Source organism: Bacillaceae bacterium S4-13-56 (assembly GCA_040191315.1).
In the GTDB taxonomy this organism is placed as follows: Bacteria; Bacillota; Bacilli; order Bacillales; family JAWJLM01; genus JAWJLM01.
The window spans coordinates 1-16,273 of record JAWJLM010000037.1 but is presented as its reverse complement, the minus strand read 5'-3'; the positions used below and the strand labels follow the sequence as shown (position 1 = coordinate 16,273).

16 protein-coding genes are annotated in these 16,273 nt (G+C 37.1%); 11 read left to right on the top strand and 5 right to left on the bottom strand.

Translation table 11 applies throughout. From position 1 onward, the window contains the following. Window positions 1–14 precede the first annotated feature (14 nt). From RZN25_11085 to nrfD, 10 genes are all read left to right on the top strand, one after another. Window positions 15–935: a hydroxymethylglutaryl-CoA lyase gene (locus tag RZN25_11085; GenBank protein MEQ6377365.1), complete on the top strand. Its 921-nt coding sequence runs from the start codon at window positions 15–17 to the stop codon at window positions 933–935. Next, window positions 932–1,714, top strand: a complete 783-nt coding sequence (locus RZN25_11080; GenBank protein ID MEQ6377364.1) for an enoyl-CoA hydratase — start codon at window positions 932–934, stop codon at window positions 1,712–1,714. The genes RZN25_11085 and RZN25_11080 overlap by 4 nt, the downstream gene beginning before the upstream one ends. 22 nt (window positions 1,715–1,736) lie before the next feature. Continuing rightward, a complete protein-coding gene (locus tag RZN25_11075) occupies window positions 1,737–3,266 on the top strand; it encodes an acyl-CoA carboxylase subunit beta (protein ID MEQ6377363.1) in 1,530 nt (509 codons plus the stop codon). Between the two features lie 16 nt (window positions 3,267–3,282). Continuing rightward, window positions 3,283–3,975 carry a methyltransferase domain-containing protein gene (locus RZN25_11070; protein MEQ6377362.1) on the top strand — a complete coding sequence of 231 codons (693 nt, stop codon included), beginning with the start codon at window positions 3,283–3,285 and terminating at the stop codon, window positions 3,973–3,975. 89 nt (window positions 3,976–4,064) lie between these two features. Beyond that, window positions 4,065–4,859, top strand: coding sequence for a class I SAM-dependent methyltransferase (locus RZN25_11065; GenBank protein ID MEQ6377361.1), 795 nt, complete (start codon window positions 4,065–4,067; stop codon window positions 4,857–4,859). A 100-nt stretch (window positions 4,860–4,959) separates the two neighbouring features. Further along, window positions 4,960–5,118 carry a hypothetical protein gene (locus RZN25_11060; protein ID MEQ6377360.1) on the top strand — a complete coding sequence of 53 codons (159 nt, stop codon included), beginning with the start codon at window positions 4,960–4,962 and terminating at the stop codon, window positions 5,116–5,118. A 568-nt stretch (window positions 5,119–5,686) separates the two neighbouring features. After that, window positions 5,687–6,319, top strand: a complete 633-nt coding sequence (locus tag RZN25_11055) for a molecular chaperone TorD family protein (protein MEQ6377359.1) — start codon at window positions 5,687–5,689, stop codon at window positions 6,317–6,319. A 100-nt stretch (window positions 6,320–6,419) separates the two neighbouring features. After that, a complete protein-coding gene (locus tag RZN25_11050; GenBank protein MEQ6377358.1) occupies window positions 6,420–8,582 on the top strand; it encodes a molybdopterin-dependent oxidoreductase in 2,163 nt (720 codons plus the stop codon). Next, window positions 8,582–9,175, top strand: a complete 594-nt coding sequence (locus tag RZN25_11045; GenBank protein ID MEQ6377357.1) for a 4Fe-4S dicluster domain-containing protein — start codon at window positions 8,582–8,584, stop codon at window positions 9,173–9,175. Before RZN25_11050 ends, RZN25_11045 begins: the two co-directional genes overlap by 1 nt. Before the next feature lie 5 nt (window positions 9,176–9,180). Then, a complete protein-coding gene (nrfD, locus tag RZN25_11040) occupies window positions 9,181–10,092 on the top strand; it encodes an NrfD/PsrC family molybdoenzyme membrane anchor subunit (protein ID MEQ6377356.1) in 912 nt (303 codons plus the stop codon). Between the two features lie 100 nt (window positions 10,093–10,192). Here the strand turns inward: nrfD and RZN25_11035 are convergent, their stop codons facing one another. Next, on the bottom strand, window positions 10,193–11,101 hold the full coding sequence (locus RZN25_11035; protein MEQ6377355.1) for a 4Fe-4S binding protein: 909 nt from the start codon (window positions 11,099–11,101) through the stop codon (window positions 10,193–10,195). 270 nt (window positions 11,102–11,371) lie between these two features. Between RZN25_11035 and rlmD the strand changes: the two genes are divergently transcribed. Further along, complete coding sequence (gene rlmD, locus RZN25_11030; protein MEQ6377354.1) at window positions 11,372–12,760, top strand: 23S rRNA (uracil(1939)-C(5))-methyltransferase RlmD; 1,389 nt, start codon at window positions 11,372–11,374, stop codon at window positions 12,758–12,760. Between the two features lie 290 nt (window positions 12,761–13,050). Here rlmD and RZN25_11025 read toward each other — a convergent pair whose 3' ends face one another. From RZN25_11025 to RZN25_11010, 4 genes are all read right to left on the bottom strand, one after another. Beyond that, window positions 13,051–13,863, bottom strand: a complete 813-nt coding sequence (locus RZN25_11025; GenBank protein MEQ6377353.1) for a CAP domain-containing protein — start codon at window positions 13,861–13,863, stop codon at window positions 13,051–13,053. 89 nt (window positions 13,864–13,952) lie between these two features. Continuing rightward, on the bottom strand, window positions 13,953–15,101 hold the full coding sequence (locus tag RZN25_11020) for a cysteine desulfurase family protein (GenBank protein ID MEQ6377352.1): 1,149 nt from the start codon (window positions 15,099–15,101) through the stop codon (window positions 13,953–13,955). A 75-nt stretch (window positions 15,102–15,176) separates the two neighbouring features. Beyond that, window positions 15,177–15,713, bottom strand: a complete 537-nt coding sequence (locus RZN25_11015) for a putative ABC transporter permease (GenBank protein ID MEQ6377351.1) — start codon at window positions 15,711–15,713, stop codon at window positions 15,177–15,179. A 102-nt stretch (window positions 15,714–15,815) separates the two neighbouring features. Further along, window positions 15,816–15,914 carry a YjcZ family sporulation protein gene (locus RZN25_11010; GenBank protein MEQ6377350.1) on the bottom strand — a complete coding sequence of 33 codons (99 nt, stop codon included), beginning with the start codon at window positions 15,912–15,914 and terminating at the stop codon, window positions 15,816–15,818. Window positions 15,915–16,273: the final 359 nt, after the last annotated feature.

The following is a 16,273-nucleotide window of genomic DNA, read 5'->3' as shown; positions in this document are numbered from 1 at the left end:
GGGGAAGTGGAAGTTTGTCATTTCCAAAAGAAGTTTTCATAAAAGAAGTAGGTCCAAGGGATGGTCTACAAAATGAAAAAAAACTTATTCCAACGGAACAAAAAATAGCATGGATTGAAAAGTTAGTTCAAACTGGCTTGCGCTATTTAGAAGTAACTTCGTTTGTTCATCCAAAGTGGATCCCACAATTAGCAGATTCGGAACAAGTAGTAAAACATCTTCCTTCCCATCCCGATGTAACCTATGCAGCGCTTATTCCTAATCGAAAAGGGTTGGAAAGGGCGCTTGACACTCCTATTCACGAGTTTTCAGTGTTTATGTCTGCCAGTGAGGGACATAACAAACGAAATATTAATAAGACGATCGATGAGACCTATTCTGTGTTAGAAGAGGTCGTCAAAGAGGGGAAAGCCACAGGAAGAAATATTAGAGGCTACGTTTCTACCGTGTTTGGTTGTCCCTATGATGGTGACGTAGCAGTTTCTCAGGTTGTTAAGGTTTCTGAGAGGTTACTAGAAATGGGAGTCGATGAATTATCATTAGGAGATACGATTGGTGTTGCGAATCCAAGACAAGTCCAGCAAGTCTTATACGAACTCACTAAATATATTCCTCAAGAAAAAATAGCCTTACATTTTCATAATACGCGAGGAATGGCACTAGCAAATGTATGGGCGGCGCTTGAAATGGGATTTACCATCTTTGATAGCTCTCTTGGTGGATTAGGTGGGTGCCCTTACGCAAAAGGAGCCTCGGGTAATCTGGCCACGGATGACCTAAATCATATGCTAGAGTCTATGGGGGTTGAAACGGGGATACAGACCAGCCAACTCATGAAGGCAGCAGATTTTATTCAAGAAGCTGTTGGAAAGTCCCTTCCTAGTCATCAAATGCAAATAAGAAATCAGATGAGGAAGGAGGAAGACAATCGATGAGTAAAACGGTTACATTTGATATGATAGATTCCCATATTGGTATGCTAAAACTGAATCGTCCAGAGGCAGCTAACGCTTTATCACAAGAAATGCTGAAAGAATTTCTACAAACTCTAGAGGAGGTAAAAAACAGGTCAGATATACGATGCCTTATCTTAACAGGAGAAGGAGAAAAGGCATTTTGTGCGGGGGCCGATTTAAAAGAGAGAAAAGGAATGAACGATCGAGAGGTAATTCAGACCGTTCAACAAATTGGTGATGTAGTAAAGAAAGTAGAAGCATTGCCATTTCCGGTAGTTGCTATGATTCAAGGAGTAGCTTTTGGTGGCGGACTTGAACTAGCATTGGGCTGTGATTTTAGAGTCATGAGTACCGATGCCAAGGTCGGGCTTACTGAAACCTCTCTTGGAATTATTCCTGGAGCGGGAGGAACGCAACGATTAAGCAGGTTAATTGGTGCTGGAAAGGCAAAATGGATGATTCTCTCGGCCAAACGGTTAAATGCTCAAGAATCTTACCATTATGGGGTTACCGAATTCATATCAGAGCCAGAAGGACTATATGAACGTACTCTACAAATTGCCAAGCAGATTTCACAAAATGGCCCCATTGCCGTGCGGTTGGCAAAACAGGCCATCGATCAGGGAATCGAGCTTAGTTTAGAGGAAGGATTAAACATAGAACACACTTTTTATAAGAAGACAATTGGAACAAAAGATCGATTAGAGGGACTTCAAGCTTTTCAAGAGAAAAGAAGCCCGGTCTATAAGGGAGAATGAGAAAGAAGGGGGTTACTTGTTCGTGGGAAATACAAAAATATTAAAAGAAATAGAAGAGAGAATCAAATCAGGAGGACATCCAAAATATCATGAAAAGAATCAAGAGCAAGGAAAGTTATTTGTCCGAGAGCGACTTGCTCTTTTATTTGATGGGGACTTAGAAATAGAAGATGCTTTTTTTGCTAATTGCCAAAGGGAGGATCTGCCTGCAGATGGAGTGGTTACAGGTATTGGAAAGATTAACGGCCAACAAGTTTGCGTTATGGCCAACGATTCAACAGTCAAGGCAGGCTCATGGGGATCACGAACGGTAGAAAAAATAATTCGTATTCAGGAAACTGCAGAAAAACTAGAAATACCAATGCTATATTTAGTAGATTCAGCAGGAGCAAGAATCACGGATCAAATTGAAATGTTTCCAGGTCGACGTGGAGCAGGACGAATTTTTCATAACCAAATAAAGCTTTCAGGACGTGTACCACAAGTGTGTTTATTGTTTGGGCCGTCAGCAGCGGGCGGAGCTTATATTCCTGCTTTTTGCGATATTGTAGTTATGGTTGATGGAAATGCCTCCATGTACTTAGGCTCACCTCGTATGGCAGAAAAGGTAATAGGGGAAAAAGTTACGTTAGAGGAAATGGGAGGTGCAAGAATGCACTGCTCTGTTTCTGGATGTGGTGATGTGCTTGCAGAAACAGAGGAAGAGGCCATCCACTATGCGCGTAATTATTTGAGCTATTTTCCTCAAAACTATAAGCAAAAACCACGTGTGAATGAAGCACAATCACCTTTATTTTCTGAGAGAAGCATAGAAGATTTAATCCCAGAAAATCAAAACGCTCCTTTTGATATGTATGAGCTTGTCAATCACCTTATTGATGAAGACAGTTTTTGTGAGATTAAAAAGCTGTTTGCTTCTGAAATCATCACTGGCTTAGCTAGAATGGACGGTAAGGTTGTTGGAATTATTGCAAATCAGCCTCGAGTAAAGGGTGGCGTTCTTTTTCATGATTCAGCCGATAAGGCAGCAAAGTTTATCCAACTGTGTGATGCCTTCCATATCCCATTGCTATTCCTAGCAGATATTCCTGGATTTATGATTGGCACTAGAGTAGAAAGAGCAGGTATCATCCGCCATGGGGCAAAAATGTTGGCAGCCATGAGTGAAGCAACTGTCCCTAAGATTTCAGTTATTGTTCGAAAAGCGTATGGAGCTGGGTTATATGCCATGGCAGGTCCAGCCTTTGACCCTGATTGTTGTTTAGCTTTGCCTAGCGCACAAATTGCTGTTATGGGGCCAGAGGCAGCTGTTAATGCTGTGTATGCTAATAAAATTTCAGAGCTTCCAGAGGAAGAACGTCCAGTTTTTATTAAACAAAAGCAAGAAGAGTATAAAGAGAATATTGATATCTATCGATTAGCTTCAGAAATGGTTGTCGATGCTATTGTAGATCCAAACCAATTAAGAAAAGAGTTAATACAAAGATTCGCTGCCTATGAATCAAAAAATGTAATGTTTTCAGAGCGTAAGCATGGCGTATATCCTGTTTAGGATAGGAGTTGATGGGATGATTAATTCTAACCATGTGAATGGTCAGTTAGATAAGAAGTTTCATAGCTCTCCTAAGTTTGAAAAAGACATAATGAAAATCAAAGAGTGGATGAATTTCAAATCGACTTGGCGTGTACTGGTGATAGACTCTAAGGATATTCAATATATTCAAGAATTAATTTCACCATGGGTAAGAAAAGTTATCTTATTAGATTTGTCGAAGGGAGGGGAGGATAGGGTTCCCTTTCCTGACCATTACTTTGATGCTATTATTTTTAGAATGTCCTCCTGCCTTTTAACAAGCTCTAATCCTTTAATGTCAGAGCTTCATAGGGTTTTAAAACACGGAGGAAAATTCATGTTTATAGACCATGTGTTGCCCAATGATCCTTCACACGGAAAAATTGTAAGCCAATTCTTCAATTTAGGAAATGATCAGCCATTTCATTTTAAATCTACAATTGAATGGAAAACAATATTTAAAAAGTACCGCCTTTATGTGCATTCAGCCAAAATAGAGAAGAGACAAATTTATTTGGAGGAATGGATACATGAGCACCTTCTTCATGAGAAAAAGGTCCACGAAATGCAAGAGCTATTATTGGATGCTACACCCAGACAAAAACAGTACTTTTCGATAGATTTTGACAAGGAACGAGTAATTTCACTTGAGGTTGATTTGTGGATTGCAATGTTTGAGAAAGAATAAAAGATGATCACACACGGAATTTCATTTTGATTTTCCGTGTGTTACATTACATAAGTATTGAAGAAATAGGTATTACTGAAGAGAGATGAATGATTATGATTGTAACTACTGCGGGTCGCACTTCAAGAGATATGGTAAAGAAAGCAAAACAACTAGCAGAAACTCATCAGATTCATTACAAAGAAAGAAGTGGGGTATCGATTAAGACTATGAAGATGGAGTTTCAAGACGATGTCCTTATTGTCGGGAAAAATCGTTTAGTCATCTCTCCACTGCATGACGATCAAGAATTGTTCTTTCACCCAAATCTAGCTATGGTAAGAGCAAAAAGGATACTTAATGGGGAAGAGGAACCTTTAGTAAGCATAGCGAAACTAAAGGAGGGAATGTCGTTTCTTGATTGTACTCTTGGGTTAGCATCTGACAGTATTATTGCAAGCCTAGTGCTTGGAGACAAAGGTTTGGTTACTGGCATTGAAGCCAATCCCAAATTATATCTGTTAACGAAGGAAGGTTTATCATCATTTGTCTCCGGAATTAAAAGATTCGACTGTGCGATGAGAGCTATCGATGTGGTACAAGCCGATCATGGTCATTACCTAAAAAAAGCAGATACAAATTCCTTTGATGTTGTTTATTTAGATCCTATGTTTTCTTCTTCTATTGAAACTTCCAATGGAATCAATTCAATCCGAAATCAAGCATTCAAATCAGAATTGACTTTAGATCTTATTCAAGAGGCTAAAAGAGTAGCTAAACAAAGAGTAGTCCTCAAAGATCATTGGCAGAGTCAACGATTTAAGGAATTTGGATTTACACAGTACAAACGAAAAACCGCATTATTTCATTATGGTGTCATTGAGTTAAACAAAGAAATCCATTGATTCCCACTAGTCGTGAAGTAAGTTCACACGGGAAGTGCAACACATCTTTCTATCTATATTGTTCATAATAAGAATAATAAAATAGTTAGGGGGACGCTGTATGGCAAAGAATGAGAAACTCAATGAAGAAGCAACAATGAACAATAATATTGGTTCTTCCACGCTGCGGTTTCATAAAGGATATAATTTTAAATCTGGCGAAGTTATCGGAAAAGAAAGAAATAAAGAGAAAAGAAACAAAAGGGACCTCAAAAAATGAGGTTTCTTTTTTTGAAAGAAAGTATAAAATCTGCCTAGCTCCAGCGAAAAAGCTTCATCGAGTAATCTTCGAAGTTTTTGCCCCAAGTAATCGCACAAAGGAAAGCTACATAGAGCTACTTCGCACGAAGAAAAAGCTTGCTTTTTCGAGGAAGTATGTCACGTCGGCGTTATCACACGATGTTACGGTTATAGCCAACGATCCTTAATATCGATGAGGTCCACCGCTTTACGTCGATGATCGAGGGTGCTTGCGCTTTTCTTATTTCTGCACTCTTCTGTTAGAAAATGATTCTTTTTGTACACAAATTTGTAAATAAGTTTACAAATTTTTCACTCTTTATCCATCTAAATTTCACATTCTTTCCATTTAACACCACCCAGATAGAAGGAATGAGAACTGTTTGCTTATTTTTCACATTCCTTGTTCACGTAATGAAATATACTGAATGTAAGAAAATAATGTGAAATCGTTAACAAATGGATTGTAAGTAATGACAATAATTTTGTGTTTAACGGCCGACTATGCTGGCAGAAAAAGTAAACTTAAAAGAAAGGAGAGTATGTTCATGCTAAAAAATCATAAGGAAAAAGAAGCCATCCAAGAGATCTTTTTGATTTTTTCCGAGTTTTATAAACCTCCAACAGTAGAATTTTATGAGCAATTACATAGTGGAGAGATTGATAGATTGTTAGAGATACTGTTTTCTCAAGCTGATTATGATTTAAAGCTTACAAGCTTTAAAGATTATTTAACCAATTTTAAAAAATATAAAAGAAATTACAACCGGACTTTTATAGGAACAGGGAGACCATTCGCAACCCCTGTTGAATCTGTATACAAGGTTTGGAGTACAAATCCAGCTCTACAATCATCTCCAATGGCAAGAAGTAAGGGATATTTCAATGGAGATTCTGCTATGCATATTAGATATCTTTTTGAAGAATTAAATATTGAAATTCCTGAAGAATACAAGATGATGCCTGATCATTTGACTTTATTACTTGAATTTTTGGCATTTTTAATAGGTTCTGACTATGAAATATATGCCAAACAGTTTATTCAAGATCACTTAGATTGGCTAGGTGACTTTTTTTATAAATTACAAACACTGGAAAATAGCGAGTTGTATGTTGTTGTAACAGATTTAATCAGGCAAGTGCTTTCTGAAGAAAAAAGACGACTGGGTAGCGGATTGTAGACTAAGGGGGTCTGATAGAGTGAAGTCTAAGACTTGCCATTTTCATACGTTCTGAAAACTGTTGTGAATATTTTCACAATAATAAAGGAGGAAAAGCATAATGCTTAATAACAAATTAAACAGACGTACCTTTTTGAAAGCATCTGCCGCTACGACAGCATTGGCTACCATTGGCACTGTGGAATTTAAAGCTTTTCAAGAAAGAGCTCAAGCTTTTAGTGAGGCTGCCTCTGATCTTCCATCAGTTTGTGACGGCTGTTCTAACAAGTGTGGAATTAACGTGTATAAGTTGGATGATCATATCTGGAAAATTCAAGGTTTGGCTGATCATCCTAGCAGTAAAGGAAAACTTTGTGCTAGAGGTCATGGTTTAATAACTTTTCCATACGCACCTGATCGTGTGACACAGCCTTTAAAGAAGGGTTCTGACGGTGAGTTTGAACCGATTTCATGGGAACAAGCATATAAAGAAATTGGTGAAAAACTTAATCAAATTATAAAAGAAAATGGTCCACAGGTTGTTGCTTATACAGAAAATCCGCGCCCTACTGGTACTTTTTATGGAAAAAGGTTCTTAGATGCCATTGGATCACCAAACTACTTCACACACCATAGTGCATGTTCAAACGGAAGAGACACCGGTTTTAAACATACTTTAGGTGGGGTACCATCAGCTGATGTTGAAAATTCTAAGTACATCTTATTTATAGGTAGAAGTTATGGTGATGGAATTAAACCATCTTCTATCCAAGAATTAGCTATTGCGAAGGATAGACGTGCAAAGGTTGTTATTGTTGATCCAAGACTAAATAATACGGCAGCATTTGCTGATGAGTGGGTAGCCATTCGTCCTGGAACAGACCTTGCACTTGTTCTTGCTATGTCCAATGTATTAGTAACAGGAAATTTATATGATAAAGATTTTGTTGAAAAATACTCGATTGGATTCGAGGAGTATGCGAAAGCATTAGAAGAATATACTCCTGAATGGGGTTCTAAGATCACTGGTATTTCTGCTGAGAAAATAACTGAAATAGCAAGAGATATGGCTGCTCTTAAACCAAATGCGGTCATTGAGCCATCATGGCGAGGTGCATTCGGTGCTACTTATTCAAATGGTGCAGAAGCCGCCAGAGCTGTAGCATTATTTAATGCTTTATTAGGAAATATTCAACAAAGCGGTGGACTCGTTTTTAAAGCAAAACCAGAACTAGGAACAATAGCAGGTCCTACTCCTCAACCATCCACTATAGAAAGAGTGGATGCTGAATTTAAGTTGGTACCTACCAATCATGGAGTCTCAGTAGTACTTCCGGAAAAAGCTAAACAAGGAAAAATTAAAGCTGCCATATTCAATCATACCAATCCAGTACGTAATTATTCGAATCCAGAGTATATGACAGATGGGTTAAATGCTTTAGAGCTTATGGTTGTAATCGATGTCCAATTGTCTGAGACAGCGTTACTTGCAGATTATGTATTACCTGAATCTTCCTATTTGGAAAGAGATCACGTTATTTCCGCTGATGTGGGTACTTACGTTTTTGGTCAACGGGCAATTGAGAAAATCCATCCAGAAACAAAAGGATCAGATGAAATCTTTACAGAACTTGCTAAAGAAATGGGATTAGGTAAATATTTTGACTTTACCTTAGAAGAACTAAACGAAGCTATCCTAGCACCAGCTAATCTTTCTATGAAGCAAATAAGAGACAGTGGAACTATTACTTTAGCATTAAGTAATAAAATTGGAACGGTTCCAACTTTAAAAACTCCTTCTGGAAAAGTAGAGTTTTTAAGTGAAGCCTATAAAAAAGCAGGATTTAGCCCAGTTGTAAAATGGATGGAACCAAGTGTTAAACCTATTGGAGAATCCGTTCGTCTTATTACTGGTAAGCAAGGTTACCACTCTCAAACTTTTACAGCAGATATTCCCGAGCTTATGGCTATTACAGAAACAACTAACGGTGAACGTCTCTGGATCAATACTCGAAAAGCAGAATTGTTCGGTGTAAAAGATGGAGACTTAGTAGAAGTTTACAATGACGTTGCGACAAAGCAGGTAAGAGTGAAGGTAACTGAACGTCTTCATCCAGAAGCTGTATATGTACCATCTGGCTACGGAAGATTTTCTGAACATTTAAAAACGGCTAATGGGGTTGGATTTAGCTATTTAGATTTTTTACCGTATCAAGTCGACCCTATCGGTGGTACGAATATGGCACATGAAAACATTGTCAAGGTTAGGAAGGTGAGAAGCTAATGGCACGCTATGGAATGCTTATTGATACAACTAAATGTGCAGAGTGCTATTCATGTAGAGTAGCTTGTCAGCACCAAAATCATCTACCAAAAGATGAATCATTTATAACTTTAAATCCAATAGAAAAAGGGGAATTTCCAAATGTGAGTTTTCAAGTTTTGCCAGTTCAATGTCAGCACTGTGAAAATCCTCCATGTAAAGAGGTCTGTCCAACAGGAGCAACATATCAAACAGAACATGGATTTGTATTGGTAGATGAAGACCGTTGTATTGGATGTAAATATTGTATGGTTGCCTGCCCATACGATGCACGTGTTCAACATCATGAAACAGGTGTTGTCTTAAAATGTAAATTCTGTTACGAGGGTGTAATTGCTGTGGCTGGCGCTTCTGGTGAGGCAGAAGCAACTTCAGGGGCATCATCAAACATCGAAGATATTCCTGCATGTGTTAACACATGTATCTCTTCTGCACGTATTTTTGGGGACTTAGATGATCCAAATAGTACAATTAGCAAGGAAATTATTGCACGTAAAGCAGCACTACTAAGACCGGATTTGGGTACTAAGCCTAAAATATATTATGTGAGGTGATAGAAATGGCATGGGGAACAATTATTGCTTGGTATTTATTTCTAGCAGGACTGAGCGCAGGAGCGTACCTAACTGCTTATGTAGTTAGCAATAAGTCACCATTATCAACTACTATTCAAAAGACAGGATATTTTTTAGCTCCAGCCTTACTTGGAATAGGGTTATTATTACTTGTATTTGATGCAGAAGCAGGACTAAAGGATCCGTTACGTTTCATATATTTGTTCGTGAACTTTCCTAGCTCAATGATGACTAATGGTACAATCATCCTTTCCATATTTATGATGATAGCCCTTTTTAAAGCAGTAATGCTATATTTCAAAAAGAATGTTCCGAAAATTGTTGATATCATCGGTGTTATCTTTGCAGTAGGTACTGCTGCTTACACAGGATTACTGATTGGTGTAGTAAAAGCTGTACCTCTATGGAACACATCTATTCTACCTATTTTATTTGTAGTTTCTGCAATGTCTACAGGAATAGCAGCTACAGTATTACTCGCTAGTCTTGTTAACCGTCATGCAGCACATGGATTAAAATGGTTAAAGAAAACACATCTAGTTTTATTAGCACTAGAGGTTCTTATCATCTTCTTCATGTTCTATGTAACTATGAATGCTAATGAGGTAGCTTATTTATCTATCAAGTCCATTATCACAGGTAATTGGAGCCTTCTATTTTGGTTAGGCCTCATGTTATTTGGATTAGGTCTACCAATGCTTATTGAGGGTATTGAATTATTACTCGGAAGAAGATCATCTAAGAAACAATCTGCAGAGGCAGAGGTTGCTGCAACTTCAACGGGGGTTCTACACCTAGTTCCTACTGTTGTGACAGAAGCTGGAGTACTAGTGGGAGGATTCATCCTACGCTATATTTTATTAGCTGCAGCCATTTCCACTTCAATATTTTTATAAAAGCAAACCCAAACCTTCAAATGGTTTGGGTTTGCTTTTCCTTTCAATCACACAAAAAAGACTAGCTAGATAAAAAACTAATGCTAGTCCTTCTTTGCTTTTAAAATCCTTTTAAAAAATCAGAGCTTCTATCACATATAAAACACGTAGTTTCATCGTTGGACATGGTTTGAAAGGGATTATTACACTTAGTGCATGTTTTATTATAAACTTTAAATTGTAGTGGATTATGCCTAGAAATTTTTTCCGAAACTGAAATTGCTTTTTCAGGACATATGTCTTGACACAGTTGACAAGCACTACATCTTTGGGAATCTATTAAAAAGTAATCCTCATTTATCTCTAAACACTTTTTGTTACATAGTTTTTCACAAGCCTTACACAAGACACATTTATCACTATTTAAAGTAATTTCTGCAAATTGGTAATCAGGGTAATGCCTTGGTAAATCAAGATCGGTTTGATTAAATCTCCATTTCGCAGGGGTGAATTCTTTCATTACTTGCTCAGAATCATTTTTCCAATGGAAGAGCAGTTCTCGTCTTGAAAGACTCTCAGTATTTGGATCCAATTTTTTAATTTCGAAAGTAAAATTAGACTCATTCAAAATGTCTAAGGTCTTATTTGTTTCAGAAAGTACTTGTTTACATTGATTATAAACAGAATCATCAGTAAATAGGATTGATTTTATCCCTTTTTTATAGTAAATAAGCAGTTCCTTAGTGGAAGGGGTAAACTCACCAGAAAGAATTAATTGACTTCGTGTTATCGTTCTTTTAGGGAAAATTCCAGCGATAGCTTGGATTGGACAAGCTGATAAGCATTCACCACACTGGTCACATCGACTATATTCAATGGTTGGAACATTATTTTTAAAAATGATGGCGTCTTTCGGGCAAGAATCCGCACACTTTTGGCATTTAGAACGATGACTCGCATATCGTGTGCATGTTTGAAGGACTTCATAACTATAATCTAAACTTTCGAGCCATTTACTTAAAATACCCATTTCGATACACCCCATGAATTAAACCAATTTTATTTTTATTTTAAGGTAAAACTATCCTTTATTAACACTTTTATTATACTTTAAATATAGGTAAGAATTGAGGATACTCTATGAACAAAAATCGAAACTTATATTTTTATTGATAAGAAATATCAAGTTTGGTATGATAGCCTTTGTAAATTTTGTTATAGAAAAAAAGAATTGTTGCCTAGTCAATATACTTGAGAACAACCTGTTGGCGAATATAACCATTTACGAGGAGGGATAGGAATGAAACCAGAAATTGGTCAAGTTTTTGAAGCCGAAATCCGTCAACTAGATAAAAAAGGTTCTGGACAAGCTGTCGTTTGGCGTGAAACGGGAAATGAAAATCCAAAAAAATTAAAACTTACTATTCCTCAAACATTGCCTGGTGAAACAGTTCGAGTTACTGTGGATTCGCCTGATCGTAAAAGATGGAAAGCGATGCCCGATGAAATATTGAAAACTCATTCTGAAAGGGTGACCCCACCATGTCCCCATTTTGATCTATGTGGAGGATGTGTGTGGCAGCACTGGAGCTATGAAGGGCAATTAGAACAAAAAACTGATCATGTGAGAGAATCTATTGGTTCTCAAGGTTTTGACACCAATCTCGTCCTAGATACAATTGGAATGGATGATCAATGGCATTATCGAAATAAAATGGAATTCACATTTTCTCCAGAAGGTGAATTAGGTCTACATGAACAAGGAAATTGGCGTAAAATTATTTCTCTTGAGACTTGTTTGATTGCCGGGAAAGAAATGGTTGAAGCTGCGATGGAAGTGGCTCAATGGGCGAGGGAACACTATCTAAAAGGCTATGATAAAGATGCGCATGAGGGTTTACTTCGTCATTTAATGGTACGACAATCCTTCGCAACAGGGGAAATAATGCTCGCTTTATTTGCAACAGATCCACCCGAAGGTGAGTTAAGTGTCCCAATTAATGATTTAGTAAGCAGAATTACTTCCACGTTTCCACAAGTTAAAAGTTTAATGTGGTTGGAAAACACCGACTGGGGGGATCGTACTCAATCTGAAAAAAGTCATATATTACACGGAAGAGACTTTATTAATGATGAAATGGCAGGTTACCGTTATAGACTTTGGTTTGATACCTTTTTCCAAACAAATCCCGTTCAAGCACAAAAGCTCGTTGACTTGGCTCTTGAAATGGGGAAACCGCAAAAGTCAGAAAAAATGATTGATCTGTTTTGTGGCGTTGGAACTTTTTCATTACCATTTGCTGATCGTGTAGGTAAAATGGCAGGAATAGAAATTGTGGAAAGTTCTATCGAGTCTGCAAAAAGAAATGCTAAGGATAACGAAATACCTAATACCTACTTCTTAGCTAAGGACGCAAGAAAGGGGATTGATCAAATACTTGAAGAATTTGGACATCCCGAACTTTTACTTTTGGACCCTCCACGTTCAGGTGCCGGTGGAAAAGTAATGAGAAGAATAGGAAGATCCCAACCAGATCGTATTGTATATGTTTCATGTAACCCTGAAACCTTTGCTACAGATATTAAGGAATTGGAGCCTTTTGGTTATAAATTGAAAGTAGTACAGCCTGTAGATCTATTTCCACATACTGTTCATGTGGAATGTGTAGCTCTTTTAGAGAAAGAATAAAATGAATTTATCGAAGAGAGCGAGCGCTCAAAATAGAGGCTCGCTTTTTATCCCGCATGAACAGGCAGTAATACCCCCTCACCTCACGTCTTAAGTGAGAAGAAAAGAGTAGGTGGTGAGAAACTCTCATGAAAATAAAACAATAAATTTTTCATCCTTGTTGGTGAACCTTGCTACATGGGTGGCTGCCCGTAAATGTCCGATTGGTTCAAGAGCCTTTAGGTCATACCCTTGGTGCTAACAATCAGTGAGGGACAGCCACTGATTTAAGTTTCACTTTATTTTTCTTTTTATTTCTTAATAAACATTTGTACCCACTGGTTTCCACCTGGATCAAAGCCAACTCCAATATGTGTAAATTTGTTATCTAGAATATTAGCACGATGGCCCTCACTATTCATCCATGCATTCACAACTTCTTCAGGGGATTTCTGACCTTTTGCGATATTTTCCCCAGCTGATTGATAATTAATCCCAAAATCCCGTATCATATCGAATGGTGACCCGTAAGTAGGACTAGTATGGGAAAAATAACCTTTTTGATTCATATCTTGTGCTTTTTCTTGAGCTACGTTGCTTAATTCAGTATATCCCTCTAACACTGGAAGACCTTGCTTCTGTCTTTCCACATTGGTTAATTCGATAACAGATTGAACAAAATTATTATTTGCTTTGTTATCTTGTGTAGTTTGATTTTTATTTTCTTGGGTTTTACCTTGATCCACATTTTGGTTTTGATTATTTTGTTTTTTGGTTATCTGTTCTTGTGTTTGTTGCTGATTTTTTTGCTTGGCTTGAATGTTATTTGTGTTTTGTAGTCTTGAATAGTCTTGTCGTTGTTGAGTTTGATTTTGGTTCATTTGAAAATTTGGAGATTGGATATTATTTTGACCTTTACCATTGATGGTTCTAAATTCATATTTAGCATCCTGAATTTTTACAGGCTGAGTATGTGGATAATTTTTGCTATCCAAGTCTGTTCTTAAACTAGAAATATTGTCCTTTTCATTATTCAATTCATTCTGACCTTGATCATTTTCATTTACATTACATGACGTTAACAACAATAAAAAGCAAAACCATGCTACATTGATTTTTTTCATTTTTTCACCCCATTTTAATATGATTCTTGATGTTTTTTCTATTTTTCTCAATTATAAGGAATATAACTGTGGGAAAAAATGTAAAGAGCTCACTTTTCAGCGAGCTCTTTAAGTGTGTTAATTTGTTTTAATCCATTTATCAATCGGTCTATATCTTCTTTTGTGTTTTGATAGGACAAACTAATTCTTAATGCGCTATTTGCCATTTCACGGGTAAGCCCTAGGGACTCTAACATGGATGGACCTCGAGAGTGATTAGACTTACAAGCTGCTGCTCCTGATATAAAAATGTTTTGCCTGCTCAATTCTGTAACCACCTCACTGTTTAAAAAACCAGGAAGAGAAAAGTGAACAATGTGCGGTGCTCCGTATTTTGAAGAATGAAGGATTGCTTGGGGAAGTTTATTCTGTACACTTTCCAAACAATAATCTCGAATTTCCCGAATATGAGTAACATTTTCCTCCATATTGTCAAAAGTTCTTTTAACCGCTACTCCGAATCCTGCGATAGATGACGTATTTTCTGTACCAGAACGTAGCCCTCGCTCTTGTCCACCCCCTAGATGTAAAGAGTAAAGAGGGGTATCTTTCTTCACATAAAGCGCACCGACTCCTTTTGGCCCGTGTATTTTATGAGAACTTATAGTGATTAAATCAGCTCCTAAGCTATCTGCTGTAAAAGGAAGCTTCCCATACCCTTGTACAGCATCGCAATGCAAAAGAGCTGAAGAGTTTTTGCGTTCTATGATCTCTTTTATTTTACGAACAGGAAAAATATAACCGGTCTCATTATTCACTAACATTGTACTAACAAGTACGGTATTCGTTTGAATGGCATTTTCCAGCTTTTCAATATTTAATTTCCCATTTCGTACAGGGATATAAGATACTTTCCAGCCTTGCCTTTTTAAATCACGAACCGTTTTTGTTACGGAAGGGTGCTCTGCAACCGTAGTAACAATATGGTTGCCAATGTTACTCTTTGCCAAGCAAGCTCCTTTTATTGCAATGTTATTGGATTCTGTTCCGCCAGATGTGAAATAAATTTCATTGGGGTGTACTGCTAGGGAATCCGCTAAATTTTTTCTTGCTGTTTCTACTTCAGATTTACTTTCTAAACCAAGGCGATGGATAGAGGATGGATTACCGTAATATTTTGTCAACATTTCTATTACTTTTTCAGCAACTTCCGGATATGGTTTCGTTGTCGCACTATTATCTAGATATATTTCCTCCATTCTTCCACTTCCCTTAACCTATTTTGTTCTTATTTTATCATGAAGGAAAGGAAAGATAGATCTGAAAAATGAAAATTAATTAAATACATAATCTAGGTTATTGGAGAATCGTTGGACTGCGACAAAAGTTTCTAACAAAAAGTACAAGATGATAAATGGAACGAATTTAGTCCAAACTGGTTTGATCGAGTGAAAGGCAATCACGATTTTAGGATGAATGATCTTTAAACAAAGAAGAGACAAAATAATCCAAGCTAATGAAAAAAGTAAGGAAACATGTCCATGAAGTTGGAAGGGAAGATGAGAATAATCCCACCATTTTCTATCTGTAAAATATACCAATAATGCTCCGCTAATGTATTCAACTATAGTTGGAACCAATGCACACAAAAAAAGAACTACTGTTTTTCTGGTTTTAGGGGATATAAGGACAATTAATAAAACAGGGGCTTCACCATACATAGGTTTGAAAGGGCCAACCCAGAAGTTGGGTTTTAAAAAATGACCAACAGTAAAAAAATTATAGATATTTTCAATCCACCAGCCAAAAAATGCGTAGATCGTAAAGAAAAATAGAAGACTTGAAGATTGATCTAACCAACGATGAACCATTCAAAACTCAACCTTTCTTTTTCAATAGGTTGTGTTTGAAAAGTTGTAATTATCCATTAAACCAATGAAAAAGGGACAGATTTTTCTGTCCCTTTCCATCAATTAATATCCGTAACCACCAACGTAGGATGTTCCTACAATGATTAACAGAATGAACAATACTACAATTAAGGCGAAGCCGCCGCCATATCCTCCGCTCATTTGTAACCCTCCTTTTTCCATTGATGATATATCCTATTCAATACATCACAATATGGAAGGGCGCATGACTTTTTTTATCAATCTTTATTGTTTCATGGGTTTCTTTGGTCTTTCTATGAACTTTTTTGCTCGTTTCATCTTTAGCTTCTTTCCTAATTCTTTATCACTTTCTGATTCTGTTTCTATAAGTACATGTCGAAACAACTCACCGGCAGCTTATGCATCTTCTAAAGCATTATGGTGGGTGAAAGATATATTTTTGAAAGACGCTAGAGTACCTAATTTATAATTAGTTGACAACTCCCATAGCTAAAGCAGTGGAGTTCTAGGATACTAACAAGCTTCTCTCTGATGCCCTT